The sequence below is a fragment of the Virgibacillus sp. genome (assembly GCF_013393565.1).
Lineage (GTDB): Bacteria > Bacillota > Bacilli > Bacillales > Amphibacillaceae > Virgibacillus > Virgibacillus dokdonensis.
Genome location: NZ_JABXHF010000009.1, coordinates 31,639 through 52,211 on the forward strand (window position 1 = coordinate 31,639; position 20,573 = coordinate 52,211).

19 protein-coding genes are annotated in these 20,573 nt (G+C 36.6%); 15 read left to right on the plus strand and 4 right to left on the minus strand.

The window, feature by feature from the left end:
* Positions 1 to 39 precede the first annotated feature (39 nt).
* From HLX49_RS03335 to HLX49_RS03345, 3 genes are all read left to right on the plus strand, one after another.
* Positions 40 to 969: a bile acid:sodium symporter family protein gene (locus HLX49_RS03335; protein WP_296360805.1), complete on the plus strand. Its 930-nt coding sequence runs from the start codon at positions 40 to 42 to the stop codon at positions 967 to 969.
* Between the two features lie 549 nt (positions 970 to 1,518).
* Positions 1,519 to 1,869 (plus strand): hypothetical protein, encoded by a 351-nt coding sequence (locus HLX49_RS03340; RefSeq protein ID WP_077706635.1) that lies wholly within the window; start codon positions 1,519 to 1,521, stop codon positions 1,867 to 1,869.
* Positions 1,870 to 1,900: 31 nt separating this feature from the next.
* The gene (locus tag HLX49_RS03345) at positions 1,901 to 2,098 is read left to right on the plus strand and encodes a hypothetical protein (protein WP_296360806.1); all 198 of its coding nucleotides are present in this window, start codon (positions 1,901 to 1,903) and stop codon (positions 2,096 to 2,098) included.
* Between the two features lie 77 nt (positions 2,099 to 2,175).
* Here the strand turns inward: HLX49_RS03345 and HLX49_RS03350 are convergent, their stop codons facing one another.
* The gene (locus tag HLX49_RS03350) at positions 2,176 to 3,345 is read right to left on the minus strand and encodes an iron-containing alcohol dehydrogenase (RefSeq protein ID WP_077706633.1); all 1,170 of its coding nucleotides are present in this window, start codon (positions 3,343 to 3,345) and stop codon (positions 2,176 to 2,178) included.
* Between the two features lie 71 nt (positions 3,346 to 3,416).
* Complete coding sequence (locus tag HLX49_RS03355; protein WP_176087378.1) at positions 3,417 to 4,274, minus strand: DeoR/GlpR family DNA-binding transcription regulator; 858 nt, start codon at positions 4,272 to 4,274, stop codon at positions 3,417 to 3,419.
* Positions 4,275 to 4,465: 191 nt separating this feature from the next.
* On the opposite strand from HLX49_RS03355, the gene HLX49_RS03360 reads away from it, so the two are divergent.
* The 10 genes from HLX49_RS03360 to HLX49_RS03405 all read left to right on the plus strand — a co-directional run bounded on the left by HLX49_RS03360 (position 4,466) and on the right by HLX49_RS03405 (position 17,392).
* On the plus strand, positions 4,466 to 5,794 hold the full coding sequence (locus HLX49_RS03360) for a Na+/H+ antiporter NhaC family protein (RefSeq protein ID WP_077706631.1): 1,329 nt from the start codon (positions 4,466 to 4,468) through the stop codon (positions 5,792 to 5,794).
* A 319-nt stretch (positions 5,795 to 6,113) separates the two neighbouring features.
* Positions 6,114 to 7,319, plus strand: a complete 1,206-nt coding sequence (gene mtnK / locus HLX49_RS03365) for an S-methyl-5-thioribose kinase (protein WP_296360807.1) — start codon at positions 6,114 to 6,116, stop codon at positions 7,317 to 7,319.
* Between the two features lie 25 nt (positions 7,320 to 7,344).
* Positions 7,345 to 8,397, plus strand: a complete 1,053-nt coding sequence (locus HLX49_RS03370) for an S-methyl-5-thioribose-1-phosphate isomerase (protein WP_101932971.1) — start codon at positions 7,345 to 7,347, stop codon at positions 8,395 to 8,397.
* 142 nt (positions 8,398 to 8,539) lie between these two features.
* Complete coding sequence (locus tag HLX49_RS03375; protein ID WP_296360808.1) at positions 8,540 to 9,199, plus strand: L-fuculose-phosphate aldolase; 660 nt, start codon at positions 8,540 to 8,542, stop codon at positions 9,197 to 9,199.
* A 738-nt stretch (positions 9,200 to 9,937) separates the two neighbouring features.
* Positions 9,938 to 10,228 (plus strand): PH domain-containing protein, encoded by a 291-nt coding sequence (locus HLX49_RS03380; RefSeq protein ID WP_077706627.1) that lies wholly within the window; start codon positions 9,938 to 9,940, stop codon positions 10,226 to 10,228.
* A 232-nt stretch (positions 10,229 to 10,460) separates the two neighbouring features.
* Positions 10,461 to 11,474, plus strand: coding sequence for an NADP-dependent oxidoreductase (locus HLX49_RS03385; protein ID WP_077706626.1), 1,014 nt, complete (start codon positions 10,461 to 10,463; stop codon positions 11,472 to 11,474).
* A gap of 645 nt (positions 11,475 to 12,119) precedes the next feature.
* The gene (locus tag HLX49_RS03390; protein ID WP_101932969.1) at positions 12,120 to 12,995 is read left to right on the plus strand and encodes an AAA family ATPase; all 876 of its coding nucleotides are present in this window, start codon (positions 12,120 to 12,122) and stop codon (positions 12,993 to 12,995) included.
* Positions 12,996 to 13,006: 11 nt separating this feature from the next.
* Positions 13,007 to 14,920 (plus strand): vWA domain-containing protein, encoded by a 1,914-nt coding sequence (locus HLX49_RS03395; RefSeq protein WP_101932968.1) that lies wholly within the window; start codon positions 13,007 to 13,009, stop codon positions 14,918 to 14,920.
* A 478-nt stretch (positions 14,921 to 15,398) separates the two neighbouring features.
* Positions 15,399 to 16,073 (plus strand): hypothetical protein, encoded by a 675-nt coding sequence (locus HLX49_RS03400; RefSeq protein WP_296360809.1) that lies wholly within the window; start codon positions 15,399 to 15,401, stop codon positions 16,071 to 16,073.
* Positions 16,073 to 17,392 carry an efflux RND transporter periplasmic adaptor subunit gene (locus HLX49_RS03405; protein ID WP_296360810.1) on the plus strand — a complete coding sequence of 440 codons (1,320 nt, stop codon included), beginning with the start codon at positions 16,073 to 16,075 and terminating at the stop codon, positions 17,390 to 17,392. Before HLX49_RS03400 ends, HLX49_RS03405 begins: the two co-directional genes overlap by 1 nt.
* Before the next feature lie 71 nt (positions 17,393 to 17,463).
* Here the strand turns inward: HLX49_RS03405 and HLX49_RS03410 are convergent, their stop codons facing one another.
* Complete coding sequence (locus HLX49_RS03410; RefSeq protein ID WP_077706621.1) at positions 17,464 to 18,309, minus strand: YihY/virulence factor BrkB family protein; 846 nt, start codon at positions 18,307 to 18,309, stop codon at positions 17,464 to 17,466.
* Between the two features lie 333 nt (positions 18,310 to 18,642).
* On the opposite strand from HLX49_RS03410, the gene HLX49_RS03415 reads away from it, so the two are divergent.
* Positions 18,643 to 19,095, plus strand: a complete 453-nt coding sequence (locus tag HLX49_RS03415; protein ID WP_077706620.1) for a DUF948 domain-containing protein — start codon at positions 18,643 to 18,645, stop codon at positions 19,093 to 19,095.
* A gap of 2 nt (positions 19,096 to 19,097) precedes the next feature.
* Positions 19,098 to 19,511, plus strand: a complete 414-nt coding sequence (locus HLX49_RS03420) for a DUF948 domain-containing protein (RefSeq protein WP_237342808.1) — start codon at positions 19,098 to 19,100, stop codon at positions 19,509 to 19,511.
* Positions 19,512 to 19,781: 270 nt separating this feature from the next.
* On the opposite strand, the gene HLX49_RS03425 is transcribed toward HLX49_RS03420, so the two are convergent.
* The gene (locus HLX49_RS03425; RefSeq protein WP_101932965.1) at positions 19,782 to 20,222 is read right to left on the minus strand and encodes a DUF948 domain-containing protein; all 441 of its coding nucleotides are present in this window, start codon (positions 20,220 to 20,222) and stop codon (positions 19,782 to 19,784) included.
* Between the last annotated feature and the right edge of the window lie 351 nt (positions 20,223 to 20,573).

Below are 20,573 nucleotides of genomic sequence, written 5' to 3' on the forward strand. Positions count from 1 at the left end.
TCACTTTGTGGTAGAATATTTGGAATAGGAGGTAGGAAGATGCAAGCATTTATCAAATTCAGTCACTTTATCGGAAAAACATTTGCTATTTGGGTATTGTTGGTGGCGGTAATAGCTTTCTTGTTGCCAGAGCAATTTTTATGGATTGGTAATTACATATCAATTTTGTTGGGAATTATCATGTTTGGGATGGGGATGACATTATCGGTGCATGATTTTCGGGAAGTCGCTCGCCAACCGAAAAGTGTAGCTATTGGTGTTGTTTTACAATTTTTGTTCATGCCGCTTATTGCTTATGGTTTAGCAAAAGGGTTAAACTTACCACCAGAAATTTCCATTGGAGTTATTTTAGTTGGAGCTTGTCCCGGAGGTACAGCCTCTAATGTCATGACATTTTTAGCAAAAGGGAATACAGCTCTTTCTGTTGCTATCACATCTGTATCCACATTGCTTGCGCCTTTGTTAACACCTGCCATTATCTATTTTCTAGCGCAAGAGTGGTTACAGGTATCCGCATCAAGCATGTTTATGTCGGTTGTAAAGATTGTCTTGTTACCTATTGTTTTAGGATTAATTGTCCAACTTTTCTTAAAAGAACAAGCAAAGAAAACCGTTGATATTATGCCCCTTGTCTCTGTAGTTGCTATTGTTTTAATTGTTGCTGCTGTTGTTGCAGGTAGTAAAGACAAGATCATCGAATCAGGCTTGCTCATATTTGCAGTTGTACTATTACATAATGGGTTTGGTTATTTAGTTGGCTTCTTTATTGCGAAGTTATTTAGACTAACATACACGGATCAAAAAGCTGTTTCTATTGAAGTTGGCATGCAAAATTCAGGTTTGGGTGCGGCATTAGCTGCTGCTCATTTTAGTCCGCTTGCAGCAGTTCCTAGCGCCATCTTTAGCTTTTGGCATAACATATCCGGGCCCATACTGGCAACATATTGGGCGCAAAAAGCGAAGAAATAATGGAGAAGTAGCCCTGCTATCTGTGGGTGCTTTTTCCTTTCATTACGGATTTCTGCTTGTTAAAATAAAGCTCATTTGCTTATGGTTTAGAAAGAAATATTATTAAAATTTAAAACAGAACTTAAATAGGTTTATGCAGGAATAAAACTAGAAGAAGCGGTAATAGCTAGCATGCGGTTTTGGTAGCTAATTAAAAGGGCTTAATCCATTCAATATCAATAGGTTTATTTATTACATCGTAATAACCACTATTATAATGGATTAAACGATTTTCATAAATACTAAGTCCAATTTTTTTATTATCCGACATAATGGTAACATGGACACTTTTTTTGATGATACACCACTATTTCACATTGTTGTTCATTTTTCTAACATTGCATTTGCTTAAAAAATGAACTAATTTAATTTGCATCTGTTGAATTATCTGACACAAACTCAAAATCTATTACAATAGTTTCAAAATTTGTTGACTCATAATTAATAAGATCATCTAGTGCTTGCACTTTATTTTCACTTAGGTATAGTTAAATAGAGGAGGTGGGTGAGTTGCATCACAGATTATTTCGATCGTTCATCTTATTGCTGTTATTCGCATGTTTACTATCGAGTCAGGCTGTACAGAAAATCAATCAAATGCCTAATTTGATAGCAGAAGATACAACGATTACGTCTGTTGTACAAGCGTCTCAGGACGACGCGATACAAGTTACTTCACCTACTGTTCCGATGCCAAAGGATGCACTGTTTCTAACAAAAGCTCCTTTTGTTAAGGAAGATGTCATATTATATTTCCTAGAGGATTTTTTTCCAGATAAGGGTTTATATGCTACAGATACGCATCGAATGGTGGAATGGATGAAGTACCACTCCAATTATCTCTCTCTTCATGTTTCATAATTATTATGACAGCATGAAAGGAGAATAGAAAATGAAGTCATCACAAGAAAAAGCAGGGTGGAAAGAAACAATCATATGTTATGTAGTTATTCTTATTATTTTAAGCATTTTCTTAGGAACCATTGTAATTAGTGGAGAAATAACAGGCATACATTGGATGGATTATTTACGTAAGTTCGAATGGGATGTCAATATAGATTTATTAAGACAGCTGTTTTTGATAGACTAGAGGAGAGTGTTCCCCCAGGAGTTAGATGAAGCAATTCTAACTTCTGGGGATTTTTATTGGTTCTATACAAGTAATTATTACAAAGCTAATTTCAATATTTCCACCATATCTGTAGCATTTAATTTCTTAAGGTGTCCAATGGCTTGGGTGTTATTTTTCGTTGCACGATTTGCCATTTCTTCAAAATGTGTATCGTCAATTTCCAATTCACTCAAGCGTGACTTCATGCCCATACGGGTGAAGAAATCACGTGTCTTTTCGATACTTAATTGAATGATTTCTTCCTTCGAGTGAGCAAACGGATCAATGTTAAATACGCGAACGCCGTACTTAACAAAAATATCTGGGTGGAACTGACTTACATATTCCATCCAAGCAGGAAATACGATGGCCATTCCTTCTCCATGAACGATGCCATATTGCCCGCTAAGCTCATGCTCCATACGATGTGAGGCCCAGTCTGGTTCACGTCCTAATTCTAAGCTATTGTTATGCGCCATGACGGCAGTCCACATGACTTCTGCTCTTAAGTCATAATCTTCTAGTTGTTCCATCAATTGTTGCCCGCTAATTAAAAGTGATTGTACTGCACCTTCAAGAAGAAAATCAGTTAATTGTACATGCTCTATTTTAGTAAAGTAACGTTCTAAAAGATGTGTTAAAATATCGGATACACCTACGCCAGTGTGATAGCTTGGCAGTTTTACTGTGAATTCTGGGTTGAGAATCGAAAATGCGGGAATAATCAGGTTTGTTTCCACACCTAATTTGTGTTCTGCGTTAGAAACAATGGTAGCATTCGACATTTCTGAACCAGAAGAGGCAACAGTAGAAATCACGCCAATTGGTAGTGCTTGCTTTACTTCAGCCTTACCAATAAAGAAATCCCAGGCATCCCCGTCGTATAATGCACCAAAGGCTACAGCTTTTGCTGTGTCAATCACGCTACCGCCACCGACAGCTAAAATGAAATCAATTTCCTGCTCTTTTACAATTGTCACCAACTTGCGGATTAAGCTAATTTCAGGATTAGGAACCACATCTCCATTTTTGAAAATCTTTATATTTTTGGCATGAAGCTTTGTTTCAATGGTATCATAAATACCTAAATCAAAAATATAGTCGCCACTATAGAGTACAAGAACACGTTTAGAATGACTTTCTGTGTCAATAAGCTCACCAATACGACGTTCTTCGCCTTTCCCGAAGTAAATATTTGCTGGGTTATAGTAGTTAAAATTTTGCATGATTTATCTTAAACTCCTTTTAAAATATATGTTTTGTTGGGAAACGTATATTCATAAAGGAATCAATCAAATTAATAAATCAACTGTATATTATTATTTTGAAAGAAATGCATCCACTCTGGCGATGGCTTTTGGTCTGTAATAATGGTAGAGATGTGCGAAAAGTCATCAATTAAATGGATTGTGCGAAAATCAAATTTTGTATGGTCCACTACCAAATAATTTTTCTCTGATTGTTGTAAGAATTGTTTTCTAATCAGCGATTCTTCTTCGCTGTAATCGGTTGGACCAATATGCAAGCTTATGCCAGAGCTACTAATAAACGCTTTATCAATTAAGTATCGGGATATTACATTTTGGGCATTTACACCAATAAAGGAATGTGTTACATTCCTAAAGTTACCACCAATAATAATTAGTTTAATAGACTTGTGATCCTTTAAGACGTTGGCAATATCTAATGAATTAGATATAACAGTAATTTTTAATGTTGTCATACTTAAAAGTGTTGCTATAGATAATGATGTTGTGGAGCTGTCTAAAGCGACAGACTCTCCGTCTTCAATGAATTGCAAGCATTTACCAGCCATATTTTGCTTTTCTTCTTTTAACATCGTTTCTCTTAATAAAACAGGCACTTCTTTATCAAGTGTTTTGGGCTGATAAGCACCACCACGCACGCGTTTTAACTTCTTTTCCTTCTCTAAGGTTGCTAAATCTTTGCGGATTGTTTCTTCTGTTACATTTAACATTTTGCTCAAATCCGTCACTTTTACACTGCCGGTATTATTGAGTTGTTTTAAAATTTCTTGTAATCGATCATATTTCATCAAAACAATCTTTCCTTTACGATTTGCTACTTGCACTTTATCATAAAAAAACCGAAAAGTAAATGTTTCAGAACGTAATTGCAAACTTTTTGCAAACAAAAGCCAAAATATCAAAACAAAATAATTGTGATTTTCTTTGAAATGTATTGACATTCTGTTTTAACTCAATTACTATTAAGTCGTTGGGAGCGTATACATAAAGTTTCATATAAAGAATATAGTAGAAAGGAGTAAGGATTTGGGGGGGTTTTTGTTTTCTAACTATCATAGAGAAAAGGAGAAAAATCCTAATGCAGAAAACAGAAGAAAAAAACAAAACTTCCAATAAAGGGAGATTTATGGGGCTTGTCCCGTTAATTATCTTTTTGGCTTTATATATGTTAACAGGTTTAGTGTCAGGTAGCTTTGAAAACATGCCATTGATGATTGGTATATTAATTGCTTCAGGCGTTGCATTAATGATGTCGAATAAAGACAATCCGACAAAGTTTGAAGAGCGAGTGACGATGTTTTGTAAAGGTGGTGGCGACCACACATTGATCTTAATGGTTGTTATCTTTATTTTAGCAGGAGCATTTCATGGTGTAGCTAGTGGAATGCATGCTGTTGATTCCGTAACAAATTTAGGTCTTAGTGTTCTACCATCCAATTTAATTTTGCCAGGCTTGTTTATTATTGGTTGTGTACTTAGTTTCTCTATGGGAACGTCTATGGGGACGGTTGCGGCTTTGGCACCATTAGCTATTGATATTGCTGATAAAACAGGATGTAATGTAGCATTAGTATGTGGTGTTGTTGTTGGTGCGGCTATGTTTGGTGATAATTTATCGTTTATATCTGACACAACCATTGCAGCAACGCGTACACAAGAAATATCTATGAAAGATAAATTTAGAGCAAATATTTTAATGGTTTTACCAGCAGTAGTTATTAATATGATCTTATTGGCTTTTGTTCCGATTAATACGGTTTCTATCTCTGGATCTTATGACTACAACATAATAAATATCATTCCATATGTGTTAGTTATCGTTTTGTCATTAGTTGGTGTTCAAGTTATTACAGTAATGGTTACAGGGATATTTGCAGGTATGTTTATTGGTTTATTCCATGGAGATTTTACAATTATTGAGTTTATGAAGATTGCCCATGATGGTATGAGAGGCATGGAAGATATGGCTATTATTGCTATTTTAGTCGGTGGGCTTGTTGCATTAATGAAATATCTTGGAGGAATTGATTGGCTACTTCATACGCTTACTAGAAAGACGAAAACAGCACGAGGTGGGGAACTTTCCATTGCAGCCCTTGTTAGTTTAATGGATATTTCAACTACCAATAATACGATTTCCATCATCGCTGCAGGACCGCTAGCGAAAGATATTTCCGATGAATTCGGTATTTCTCGTTCGCGTACGGCAAGTTTACTAGATATATTTTCTGCCGCATTCAATGGTTTATTACCATATGCAGGACAATTATTAGTAATTGGCGGCATGGCAGGAGTATCACCTGTTAGTATCATGCCTTATAACTGGTACTCCATTCTAATGATAGTGATCGGTTTACTATCTATTGCTATTGGCTTTCCAAAAGGGAAAGATGTAAAGGTTAACTAATCATGTGAATTATATAACAATCGATATACGTAGGAGCTTCTTCTAGAAGACAGTTGCCCAACTTGTCTATCATCAGTTTTGGGAAGTTCCTCGTGAACGATAGCAAAAAATGAATATTCTTTCGTACCTTGAATATTTTACACGCGGAAGGTAAGATCGGTATTCTCCGTGAAACCTTTTATATTCAGTTATAAAAGAACAACTTATATACTAATAGTAACATTTGTTAGAAAAAATAACATGCAAAGAGCTTGAATATAAATATCTTTTAAGAAAACGTTAAGTCCTTACAGATTTAATTAAATTACAGGAGGAAAGTATGATGTCCAAATTCACACAGCATTTTTTAATGGCGCATGAAGACGTGAAACAGTTTGTGACGGATGAATTAAAGCTATTTCCAATGGATGCAGAGCTGAAGGTAAGTGAAATTGGTGATGGTAATATCAATTATGTGTTTAAGGTTGTCGATAATAAATCAGGGAAGCGTGTCGTTGTGAAGCAGGCGGATGTGCTACTTCGATCATCTGGTCGTCCGCTTGATATTTCAAGGAATAAGATTGAAGCTGATATATTAAAAATACAATATGAGCTTGTACCAGCATTTATTCCGGAAATTTACAATTATAATGAAGCGATGAGCACATTAACAATGGAAGATATTTCTGCTTATAAAAATCTGCGCTATGAATTAATGAATGAACAAATTTTCCCAAACTTTGCCGAAGACATTAGTACATTTTTAGCAAATGTACTTTTACCTACTACGGATTTATGTTGGGATCGTCATGAGAAAAAAGAGCTTGTTAAAAACTTCACCAATATAGATATGTGTGATATTAGTGAAGACCTTGTCTTTACGGAGCCTTATTATAACTATAAAGACCAAAATATTATTATTGAAGCGAATGAACAGTTCGTAAAAGATCATATTTATCAAAATGATGTGCTAATTGGTCATGTTGCCGCATTACGTAATAAGTATATGAATCAAGCCCAAGCATTAGTGCATGGAGATTTGCATTCAGGCTCCATTTTTATTAATCAAGCAGGGGTTAAAGTCATTGATCCAGAGTTCGCTTTCTATGGTCCGATGGGCTACGATATTGGAAATGTTATCGGTAATTTATTCTTTCCATTGGCAAGAGCTCACTATTACAATGGAGACGGAAAATTTCAAGTATGGTTAGCAAACACAATTTGTGATGTGTATGATAAATTGAAGGAAAAAATGGCAACTGTTTATGACGAAAGCGTGACGCTTCCGCTTTATAAGAATACATCTTTTAAAACGACTTATCTAAGTGAAGTAATGGCTGATTCTTTAGGGTATGCAGGAACGGAAATCATACGTCGTGTTATCGGTGATTCCAAAGTAAAAGAAGTATCCGAGGCGCCACTAGGTGAAGAACGTATTGCTATGGAACGTGCGTTACTTAAAATGGGAATGGAGTTAATTATGCAACGAAATGAGATCACAACAGGGGAAGAGCTAGTTCGTCGATGTCACCAAATAATGGCTTAACAACTGCATAAGGAGGATGTTAAAGATGCAACGAGCGGATTATGATTTACCGTTTTTATTAACTTATGAAAATGTAGCTTGGTATGAGAATGGCAAAGTGCGCATATTGGATCGGAGAATTTATCCGACAGAGGTTCGATTTGTTGAATGTACGACACATCAAGAGGTTGCCCAAGCTATTACAGATATGGTCACACAAAGTGCTGGTCCCTATACAGCGGCTGGAATGGGTATGGCATTAGCTGCGTATGAAATATGCGGTAAAAAAGAAGCGGAGCAAGTAGCGTACTTGGAAAAAGCCGCTCATACGATTGCTTATGCTCGCCCAACTACGGCAAATCGGATGGGGAAAATTACGAGCAGTTGTTTAGAAGTAGGGAAAGCTGCGCTAGCAAAGGGGGAAGATCCTGTTGAAGCGATTTTTCTCTCCACGGTAGATTCTTTAAATCGTCGTTATTCCATTATGGATAAAGTAGGCAAGCACTTAATTAAATTAATGCCACATAATGGAAAGATTCTGACGCAGTGTTTTGGGGAGACAATAGTGGGAACTTTCCTACGTGCTGCTAAAGCAGAAAATAAAGATTTAGAAATTTTTTGCGCGGAGACTCGACCATATTTGCAAGGTGCTCGTTTAACGTCTAGCTGTGCCATTGATTTGGGCTTTCCAACAACAGTAATTACGGATAATATGGTAGCTTATGCTATGGAATACAAACAGATTGATGTGTTTACGTCTGCTGCGGATTCCATTGCTAGGGATGGACATATAGCGAATAAAATTGGTACCAATCAAATCGCTATCGTCGGACAGCATTATGAAGTTCCTTATTATGTGACAGGGATTCCAGATACCGATAAGCAAACAAAAGCGGATATTGTAATTGAAGAACGTGATCCGAAGCAAGTATTAGAATATCGAGGAATTCCTAATACCTTAGCTGGAGTTCAAGCTATCTACCCATCTTTTGATATCACAAGCCCATCTCGTATCAGCGGAATTGTGACAGATAAAGGCGTTTACGCTCCTAATGATTTGGATGCATACTTCAAAGAGGAGCAAGTCCGGTTTTATTAATTCTTATGGATGTAATGTGTCATATCTTTTACCATGATTATTTTTGGAAAGGATTGGTGACCGAGATCACAAGCTTTTTACTTTCTAAAATCTAATTGTTTGTGGTCACGTGAGAAAAATTTAAAGAGTGAGGATAATAGACATGAAATATGCTGAAGAACGGAAACAGATTGTAGATTATGGCAAGAAATTATTAGAAGAGAACTTAACGACAGGTACTGGCGGTAATATAAGTATCTTTATAAGAGAAGATCAAGTGATGCTTATTTCACCAAGTGGTATTCCTTATCCAGATATAAAGGAAGAAGATATTGTATTATTGAATCTCGATGGAGATGTATTGGAGGGAGATCGTAAGCCTTCCAGCGAGTATGATATGCACCGTATTTTTTATCAACGTACAGAGCATGTGAATTCCGTTGTGCATACACATTCGGAATATGCAACTGTTTTTGCATGCTTGCATGAAGAAATCTTGCCTCTCCATTATATTATTGGTTCGGTTGGCAATAAAGTTCGCTGCTGTGAATATAAAACGTTCGGTACGTATGAGCTAGCGGAAGAAGTTTTTCAAACGATTGGCAATGATAAAGGACTGTTGCTTGGTAACCATGGTGTGATTGCAGTTGGCGAGGATTTACCAGCGTCTTTTTCCGTTGCGAAGGACATCGAGTTTATTGCGAAACTGTACTATCGGGCGCGGAGTATTGGGAAACCAGTTCTGTTAAATCATGAACAGTTAGCTGAAGTTGTTGATAAATTTGGTACGTATGGACAATTAAGAACATACGGCCAAGGTTAAGCTACTTATAGTACAAACGATCAAGGGAATGTTTGGAGGAAATCACCTTTTCTTCAAACATTCCCTTTTAATTACCTTTTACGATATTTCTTTACTTTTCTGCACGCTATATTTTGTACATAGATACTAACTTTTAATACACTAATTGTTTTAAATGTATATAGCACCTTTCATCGGTTCCACATCAAAACTTTAAAGAATGAATTATTTAGCATGCTAATTTACAAAGAAGTTGAATCGCTAGCTATTAGCGGGTGAAATGTGTTGAAAAAGATAATAGTAGTATTCGACTACTCATCTATTTCAAATTTTAGAAAAGTAGGAAAAAGAAACTTTTTACCTACTGGAAACGTAATCTATGCAAAGGTATTGTTTTAATTTTTTTATAAATTAAAAGCGTATTATTTAACTGTAAGAAATCAGCCAAGACAACTTTGAATCATGTTCCAAAGCTGGTGTGAAAATGTCGCGTGGGTTTAAAACAAGTTGATAAAAACGCAATATAAGGGAGGTGAAGTGTACATGGTTTTTCGTTCCAAATTAGATGCATTCTTTTTTTACACTATAGGAAAGTATAAAATTTTAAGGATTATAGTATAAGAAAAACTAAGGCTTCCGCTAAGGGATTTGGCGGGCAAGCCAAGTTTTTCTAAAATTCATTTTTATTGTGGTCATTATTTTTGCTATAGTATCTTTTTTCCGCTATTTCTCGAAGGAGGAACCGAGCTGCCAGTAGTTATGCTATTGACATCCGTATTCCTTGTTGTGACAAGTTTTTTTCTTTGGTGTGTACTTTCCATCAAATACGTCTTTTATCAAGACTATCTATCTGTCAAAGGTGGACCGTTTAGAAGTCGAATTGCATATGAAAGCATTACGAAGGTCTCCGCTACTTCAACTATTTTTTCTGGTTATCGCTTATTGTCATCAAGAGATGCTATTGAAATTTCATATACGATTTTTGTGAGTGTGAAAGTATCCCTGAGAGACCAAAAAGAGCAGTGTCCAAACGCGCGGTTTCAAGAATGAGCTATATGAACGATCGCTTTCGATCGGAAGTATTTGCGGTATTATATGAAGCTTAAAATTAAATAGCATGATGAATATCCATTCATATTAGTAGTAGAAATGAAATCGTCGTGTTAGCATAGATCAAAATGGGTAATGTTTTAACAGGGTGATTTTAAGTTAATACCATTATCTTTATTGCTTAGATATGAAAAGAGTTTACTATAAATCTTTTATTTTGAGGAGGAGAATAATGAAACAACAACAACTCATTTTTAATGAACGACCTAATGGGCTACCAAATGCAAGCACGTTTGCCATGAAAGAAGTGGAGGTGGGGAGTCCAAAGCAGGATCAATTACTATTAAAAACGCTTTATATTTCTGTTGACCCGTATATGCGTGGCAGAATGGCAGATGGTCCATCCTATATTGCCCCATTTCAAATTGGCGAGCCTCTTAATGGTGGAGTTGTCGGGCAAGTGATTACTTCAGAAAGTGATCAATTCCAGCAAGGAGATATTGTTACGGGAATGCTAGATTTTCAAGAATATCATATAGTGAATGCGGATCAAGTACGTAAGGTAAATACATTTGGTTTACGTCCTAGTGTTGCTCTTGGCCCTTTAGGAATGCCAGGATTGACGGCGTATTTCGGGATGATGCATATTGGTGAGCCAAAACAAGGAGAAACGGTAGTTATTTCTGGAGCGGCAGGAGCTGTTGGACAAATAGCAGGTCAACTTGCTAAAAAAGCTGGTGCACGTGTAATAGGAATTGTTGGTTCTGAGGAAAAAGCAGCGTATATTACGGAAACACTGGGCTATGACCTTGCAATCCAATACAAGCTTGGCGATGTGCATGAACAATTGAAGCAAGCTTGTCCAAATGGTATCGATGTTTATTTTGAAAATGTAGGTGGAGAAATAGGCGATGCGGTATGGCCGTTACTGAATGCATTTGCTCGTATACCTGTTTGTGGTGCTATTTCGTCGTATAACTTGAAAGAGGGCGAAAGGGACATTGGTGTACGAGTACAGACGTATTTAATCAAAGCTAGAGCAAAAATGCAAGGCTTTTTAGTCGGTGACTATACAGAACATTTTAAGGAAGCATATGAGGAATTAGGCAAAGCGATAGCGAGTGGAGAATTAAAATACCAGGAGACAATTCGCGAAGGATTCGAGTCGATCCCTGATGCTTTCATCGGCTTGTTTACAGGTGAGAACATTGGCAAGCAATTGGTGAAAGTCGCAGAACAAGAATAATTAAGGGTGAGGAGCACAATCATTTTGATTGTGCTTTGCTCTATTTTAAAAGATAAGAAAGTATAAAATTTTAGGCTTTATAGAAAAGCGGTAGCTTTCGCATAAAAACTTGTGACAAGCCAACTTTTATCTCGGATATAATGTGCTGTAAGCCTCCAAATTTAAGAATTGGATGATGTGAGTTGAACAAGTCTACGTGTGGGAGATAATAGTACTTAAATCCTCGATTTGTTCAGAGGCTTTTAGGCACACCTTGTGGTACTTTAGAATCTGTGTGAGATAAAAGAAAGCCCCCACTGTTTGAAGATTTAACTTTATACGAAAGCTTTTTAGGTGTGATGGTTATACTTTATCCTATTCTGCTAAGCCAAAGATGTGCATTGCTAGGGGTTTTTTCGTCGATATAAAATCGTCTGTGTTATCTAAGTTATTCACGGCAGATTCGCATTGAAGTTGTGCGCTTTGAATGGGTAAAAGCACCTTTCAAACTTCTTAGTTGAGTATGTTAAATGTTTCACGTGAAAAACACCGTGTATTCTCTTTTTAATAATAAGAAGTAGGGTTGAAACAGGCGATGTGAAACAGCTAACTTTTGTCAAAGGTTCAAACAGGGTACAATGATTTTGAAAGGGGCATGTATACTTTATGGAAATGAAAGAGGAATTACCAGCAAATATAAAAGAGCAATTGCAAAATTTTGCAAGGAATACGACTGCTTATACAGAATTAATTCGTGAAGGTGGCTATATGGCTCCTAATAAGGAGATCATTATTGATGCCGTTACAGCACTTTTACTAGGGAAAAACATTTTATTAAAAGGTCCTACAGGGGCTGGGAAAACAAAGTTTGCTGAAACGCTATCTTATTTATTTCAGCAGCCGATGTTTAGCATTAACTCTTCTGTAGATATAGATGCTGAGAGCTTACTAGGGTTTAAAACACTTACTTATGAGGATGAAAAGCAAGTGATTGAATTTATCCCAGGTCCTGTGATAAATGCGATGGAGCACGGAACCTTTTTGTATATAGATGAAATTAATATGGCCAAGCCAGAGACACTTCCTATTATAAATGGCGTATTAGATTATCGACGTTCGATTACAAACCCTTTTACAAATGAAATTGTAACTGCGAGTAAAGGGTTTAATGTCATTGCTGCAATAAATGAAGGCTATGTAGGAACGGTGCCTTTAAACGAGGCGCTAAAAAATAGATTTATCGTGATTGAAATTCCTTATATTCAAGGTGGACAATTAAAACAGTTAATAGCGCAAAATACCAAGTTGGAAGATGAAAAGCTGGTGGATTTATTTGTAAAACTATCGAGCGATCTGATTGAAGCAGTAGCTCAAGGTAAAATTAGTGAGGATGCAGCTTCTATTCGAGCTTTATTAGATGCATGTGATTTAAGTAAGCATATACCTGCTAAACGTGCGATTCAACGGGCAATTGCTGATAAATTAGAGGAAGATCGCGAACGAGAATTTATTATGAGCCTCGCAGAAACATTATTTAGTTAGGAGTATGGAGGATGTATCGATTTCATCATAACATCGTAGACACCCAATTATTTCGACAGTTACAAGATTTGTCTACGGTTCTATCTGGAGTTTCTGACCTTACATTCACGTATCGTTTTGGTTCTTATATTGATATCGTTGATCGGGAAGTAACAGCAAGCAGAATGTGGGATAAAGCAAAATTTGAATACCGAGTAGCTGGTTTGAAAACAGACGTATATTTACGAACAATTGGAACGCTATCCTACACGGATGTACGTGCTGTGCAACAATACGTGGAAGCTTTAAATCGCTTTTCGTTACCTAAATTCGGCAGAAACTTATTTGCTTTATTAGAAGATATTCGACTGGAGGAGCAGATTAAACAGGAACGCCCTGGTACGAAAAATGTATTTTTACAAAGAAAATCTTATTTAAAACATCAATTTGACAAAGATCGAGCAGCCCATGTAACGAGAGGGCTTGCGCTTGATGAATTATTTTGTCTAATCTACTTACGCCTGCAATCAGACGTTGCCGAGCCGAGTTTCCCAATGGCAAGCGAAGAGCAACTGGATCAACTTAAAAGGTTAGCCGCCAATTTATACGAAGTGTTTGAAGCAAAAAGCACGTCTGATATTGCTCGCATATGTGAGCAAATGCTACATGTAATATCAGAAACCAGTCATTACGACATGATTCATGATTATTTTGTCCTCCCCATTCGCCATGTTCATACATTTGCAAAAGATACGTTATTTGATGAATTAACGCGAACGGACCCACTGGAAAATGACGATAAGGAGGAATTGGACGAAGACAAAAATGAATATATTGACGAAACTTTTTCGACATGGCATAGGGAAAATGAAAACAGTGATCGTAAACAAACCTTTCTGCAGTTTGAGTTAGAAGTCGGGACAAAAACGAATATGAAAGGGAATGGTGCGCGTGAGACCGAAGATGGCGATCAAGCAATGGGGACAATACAAGGTGCTGCTGGGCAAACAAAAAATAAGGATTATTCTGACCTAGAATCACTAGATAAACAAGAAAATAAACAAGGCCAACGTGCAGAAAATGTCTATGGGGAAGAGAATAAGGATGCGGTTAAGCTTTTAAAACAAGCGGGTGCTCCAACTAAATCGGAAGTGGCGCTTTATGAAGCGTATGTAAAAGATGTGGAGCCGTATAAGCGAAAATTAGAGAATATATTAAAAAAGACCATCGAACATAAACAAAATGCACCGAGGACGAATATAATGGCTGGCCGCTTATCGAGAAAGCTGTTACCAATTGTGCTTGATGAAAGGCCACTCATTTTCTACAAAAAGAATGAGAAATCGAAGGAATTTGATGCTGCTTTTACGTTGCTAATTGATTGTTCAGCATCGATGCAAGGGAAAATGGAGGAAACGAAGCGAGGAGTTACGCTGTTTCATGAGGTATTAAAAGCTTTTCAAATTCCTCATTCTATTATTGGCTTCTGGGAAGATGCAATGGAAGTTAAAGAGCATTATCAGCCAAACTATTTCCATGTTATTCATGCTTTTACTAATTCATTTTATGAACGTAATGGTCCTAAAATTATGCAGCTTGAACCGCAAGAAGATAATCGTGATGGTTTTAGCATTCGTGTAGCGACAGAGGAACTCGCAGTAAGACGGGAAAAGAATAAGTTTTTACTTGTCTTTTCAGATGGGGAGCCAGCTGCTGCGAACTATAATCAAAATGGCATTGTTGATACAAATTTAGCGGTCATGGAGGCTAGGAAGCAAGGAATTGAAGTAATTGGAACATTTCTTGCTAATGGAGAAATCGGTGAACTAGAGGATCACTTTATGCAAAATATTTATGGGAGAGAAAGGATCCTTGTTCCCAATGTAGCTGAGCTTCCAGAACATTTTGCGCCACTTATGAAGAAGCTGTTGTTAAAAGCACTTTAAAAGTATGGAATGAAATGTGCTCTATCGCCAAAATTTCACTAGATCGTTTCACCAAGCCTTACTATAGAGAGGCTTCATGTAGTCCAAATTGATAACTTCCTCTTTAAAATGGGAGTTGTTCTCTAGTAAGTTTTGAGGCAACTCTTGTTTTTTAGACCAGTTTTGTCAAAAGAATTGTCAATCAATCAAGTAATTTTAAAAAATAAACTAATTTTCTATAGGCACATAGCCAAAAATTAACAAAAGTAATAGATTTTTATCACATTGTGCGTTAAAATTGAAGCAATATTTCTACATTTAATGCGTGAAATTTGAAAAAAAATAAGCATAATATGCAGTTTTATAGCATAAAAAGAAGCTTTCGACGGAGGATAAGCTAATTTTTTTAACACTATAGGAAAGAAAGTATAACAATTTTGGTTTATAAAATATAAATTTGGCGAAAAGCCACGTTTTTCTAAAAGAAGGGTTGTGGAAAATGTCTTATCAGAACAATGTGTTTAAATTTTTCTTTTCGATGGAAGATCACTTCGAGCATATTAAACATGCGGAAAGAATTCGAAACTTCTGGCGTGGTCTTTTCCTATTATTTTTTTGTAGCGTTCTTATATATGGATTCATGGCATATTTAGGCTTGGGAACGGATATCCTTTCAGCAAATATGCTAAAAGTGACGCCGTTGGAATATGAGCAACAGAAGTTTTGGTTTATGGTTGGAAGAATGGGATATGCTGCTTTACTTGCTGGATTTATTTTATTTGTACCATCCTTATTTTATTATGCAGTTACAGGAATACCTTATCGTAAAATAGTGATTATGCAGCAAGTCGTTTTAGTTGCCATGCTAATAGAACGATTAACATGGATTCCACTTGCTGTTTGGAATGGATTAGATTGGTATCTTTCCCCATTGTCGTTAGGTATTATTGCTTCTTATATTACCGAACAGGAGTATTTGATTTATTTTTTTGGAATGATTTCGTTATTCCAAGTTTGGATAATCGGCTTTCAAGTAAAATATTTACGGTTTTTCACTGACATGAGAAAGCTTTGGTTATGGTTTATGGTGATTGGCTTGCATGTGTTTTTCTGGTCGATGGCTTCTGTGCTCGTATTTGCTGACCAATACTTACTAAATAGGTGGTTTCATTAATGTCAACGTTAAGAAAGCGATTACAATTAATTGGTGCAACTTTGTTCATCGGTGCGAATGTTTTATTAGTTTATACAGATGATGAGGAGAAGGTAGATCGTATAGCGTATGTTTCAGAGTGGGCAGATGCTTCTCAAGCTGATTTGGAAAAAAAGCTACATACTACAGGAGTATTAACATCTGCCGAGGAAAAGCCCATTTATTTTGATTCGACGACAGGAAGTTTCGAGGCTTTTAAAGTAAAAGAAGGAGATGTGGTGAAGGCTGGTGATGCGCTATTCACTTATAAAGTTGGCCATTATCAAGCGGTGATGGCGGAGTTGCTCGAGAAAAAAATGCAGTTAGAAGAAGAAATAGCATCTATTGAAAAAGTCATCTCGCAAATGTCCTCGTTGCAAATACCGGATATAAATACTGAGAGTGCGGGATTAGAATGGACGGAAGAAGAGTTGACAATTACCATTCCGCAAGACCCTGTTCAAGCTAGATTAATGAAGCAACAATTTTTATTGGAAAAAGAAACAGAAGTAGCCGAGAAGCAAATCGCTTTAAAAAGTGTGGATAGTCAAATAACAGAACTGCAAGAAACTGGGGACACTATTACCGTCGATAGTCCGTATGAAGGGACCATAACGCAACTTTCAAAACAACTAACAGATCCCATTATTACAGTTTCTAGTACAGAGCTTCATGTAGAAGGCGAATTGACGGAATCAGAAAGAGTAGATGTGAAAACAGATCTTTCTGCAAACCTAGAGGTAACAGAGTTAAAAGAATCTCTAACGGGAACCGTCACTAAGGTGGGAGAGATGCCCAAGGAAAAAGCTACTGCAACAACATCCAGCCTTTATCCGATTATCATTAAACTAAACGAATTCAATGAGGAACAAGGGGAAGCGGTAGAAAATGATGACGAGCGGGAAGATGGGCAATCAGAAGGCAATTTATCCCTTCAACGTCATACAGAACAAAATTTATTACCAGGGTACCATGTGGATATAGATATTATAACGGAGACTTCAGAAGGAGCCACTGTATTGATGGAAGATGCCATTTTTCAACAACACGTGTGGAAAATGACAGAAATGGGCACTCTATTACGTCAAAAAATAAGTACTGGATTAAAAGAAGACTCCCGTGTGGAAATAATCTCTGATTTACAGGTAGGAGATAAAGTCGCTCTGCAACCAGGAAAACCATTTCGTTCAAATGCATCGTTTATAACGCCTTTAAAATGGGGGGCTGGTCTTAAGCCTACCGTTTCGCCCAAAGGTACGAATTGGTTGGAATTTTTCATATCGGGGATTATAAATAGATAGAGCTAGTTAGCATGAACAAAAGACTAGCTCTTGCTATTTAAAGTTTTCATATGGTTATGGAAAGTCTTGTCTTAGGATACTTGCTGTTCGTTTTCCACCCCTTTAGATCGTTTGTCGTTATATAGAACGTTAATAATGGCACCACTCAAAAAGATCATGCCTGTTAAGTAAAACCAGATGAGTAAAATAATAATACCACCAAGACTACCATAAGTTGCAGAGTAGTTACTAAAATTGCTAATATAGAAAGAGAATCCGAATGATATCAGTTGCCAAAGAACACTAGCTGTTATTGCTCCAGGTAGAATATGTTTCAAAGGGAGGCGCTTATTCGGAGCAAAACGGTATAAAAGAAGCAAAAAACCTGTTAAAACAGTTATGCTCAATAGCCACCGTAAAACTTGAAATAATAAACTCATGGCAGAAGTTAGTCCGACAAAAGAGGTAATAAATTGTAGAATAAGATCACCAAATAATGGCAGCGTAATGGCGATAATAAAAGCGAAAATCATATTTAGCGTCAAAATTAGAGCGGTAAGGCGAACAATGAGCATATTCCGTGTTTCTTCAACTTCGTAAGCTGCATTGGTCGCTTTAATAAAAGCATTCATCGCAGCAGATGAGGACCATAAGGCACCGATGATCCCTAGTGTTAGCAGGCCGCCCCTTGGTACTTCGACAATACTTACAATGTTTTCTTCTAATAGTATGGCAAGTTCATTCGGTAGCAATTGGTTTGTAAATGAAACAGCTTCTTCGGCACTAATTGGAAAGTAGGGAATCAACGTAAAACCTATTAAAAAAAGGGGAACAATGGATAAAAGAAAATAATAGGCTAATGCTGCTGCTAATAATGGGACTTGATCCGTTTGAAATTTTTCTAGAAATAATTGACTATATTTTTTAATCGTAGACATTTACTTTTCCTCCAGGTTGTTGTTTATTGCACTATAGGAAAGTATATGATTTTTTACTTTATAGTATAAGAAAAACTGTTAACTTTCGCTAAACTTAGCGATCAGCCAAGTATTTCTGGTACAAGCTCTCCTTTATTTGTCAATACCCTTTATCAGCGCTAACTAATCTAGCTTTTTAACAGGATAAGAAAGTAATTCTTTAATAAAGGGAAACTACGACATGAACAAATAGGGACAAGCCAGGTTCTTCGATTGTTGACAGCATAAAAACATATTGTGTTTCAATCTATATTGCTAGTGGTATAATCCATTATAAGAAAGGGGGATTCGTGCGTGTTAGACGTGTTATATTTTACATTATTAATGATAGCTGTGGCATTTGCATTGACAGTCGTTTTTATTGTTATTGTGTTACATCGTTTTACGAAGTTATTAAAGACGACCGGGAGTACATTGGGACAAGTTGAAACAGATATGCAACAAACTATTCCAGAGCTACATCATACATTAAAGCAAACACATGTAACGGTGGATGACATAGGGGAAAAATTGCAAGCGACAGATTCATTATTTGCGACGGCTGATAATGTCGGGCGTTCCGTCCAAAATATGAACCAAACCGTGCAAAAAACAAAACCAATATGGAAGAAAGACCGGTTAGAAGAAGATATTGAACCTTATGTGGAAGGGATACGTTGGACAGCTGTAGCTGCTTATTTATATAAGCAATGGAAAGAAGAATATATGACGAGAGAGTCTGACGATCAAACTAGAAAAGAGGGATAATAATGTTATTAGAGATAGGTGTCTTATTAATCGGTATTGCGTTTTTTATCGCAGCTATATTTGTATCTTATGCACTAAATAATTTAGCAGGTGTTCTTCGTGGCGTGGAAAAAACAGTTGAACAAGTACCTGAGCAGATGAATGCCATGGTAACAGAAACAACCGGATTAATTAAAGAAAGTAATCATACCTTAGAGGATATTAATGATAAGATGAAGCAGCTTAGCCCATTATTTTATGTAGTGGGAGATGTGGGGAACGTGACGCGCAAATTTTCCGCTTCTCTCGTCAAAGTTACAGAATCTGTCAATGAAAAGTCTAAGAATACCGCAGATGAAATGCAATCTAAAGGGTTATCCAGTTCGTTTGGGAAGGTGTATTCTTGGATGAAAAATCGTAAGCAACAAAAACAATAATAAAACCCAAGAACAGCAGTTGATGCGATATGGAAATATATAAGCAAATAAACAGAGAAGAAAGGCAACGAATGAGTGTACAACAAAACCTCATGGCAGTTGTCTTTTTTGATGTATAGTATAAGCGAAACGACGGTGTTTTTCGCCAAAAAAATTTGTCAATAAGTCAAGTTTTAGAGGACCCAAAAAAAGACAATCAATTTGTTCTAAGTAAATGATTGTCTTTAAAGATTTGGCGGTATAGCTAAGTTTCTCTAAGAAAGGGTAATGCTATTTCGAATTGTTGCTAGCTTGTTGTGGTTTACTTTGCTTTATCGCATAATAAGTTAACGTAGCAAGGCCGTAAATACCTTCTAAATGATGCTTCTTGGTAAAGCCGTTTCCTTCTGTTGATGAACCTTGTACTTTCATGATAGCATCGACTACTGTTGATGAAGCAGCCTTAGCAGCTTTTGAAGCATCTCCAACTAGATGGAAAATAGGTGTTAGCTCCTTCACTTGTTTATTCAGTTCATGAAGTGTCTCATGTCCAGTGCTTATCGTGTCGGTAGCTTGGTTTGTAATTTCTTCTACTTGTTCTGGTAATTTATCTGTTGTTGTCTGTAGGCTACGAAGCACTCCTGCTAAGTGGAATAAAGGTTTCATTAATAGAATAGCAAGGATTAAGAAAGCAACCCCCAAGATAGTAACTCCAAGTCCTAACCAATCCATATGATTCTCTCCTTTCTTCTATTTCTCTCATATAAAAGCTGTTGTGGGCTCTTGCCGAGAATTGGAATCCCGAGTTGGACAAGTTTAAGTAAGTGGGAGATCACAGCGTGTCAATCGGTATTTCTTTCCCCTAACAATCAGTAGAAAGAAAATCGCCACTCATTGATATTTCGCTTTATGTATTTCTTTAATATACCACGAAAGATCGAATTGTAAACGAGCCCTAGATAATATTTCTAGTCATAGGCATAAATGCAAGGCATGTCTCATAGATTAGAATAACATAAATTATTTACTAATAAAGGTTGAAAAGCATGGGCATAGTATCTTTTTCTTTTTGCTTGGTTTTCT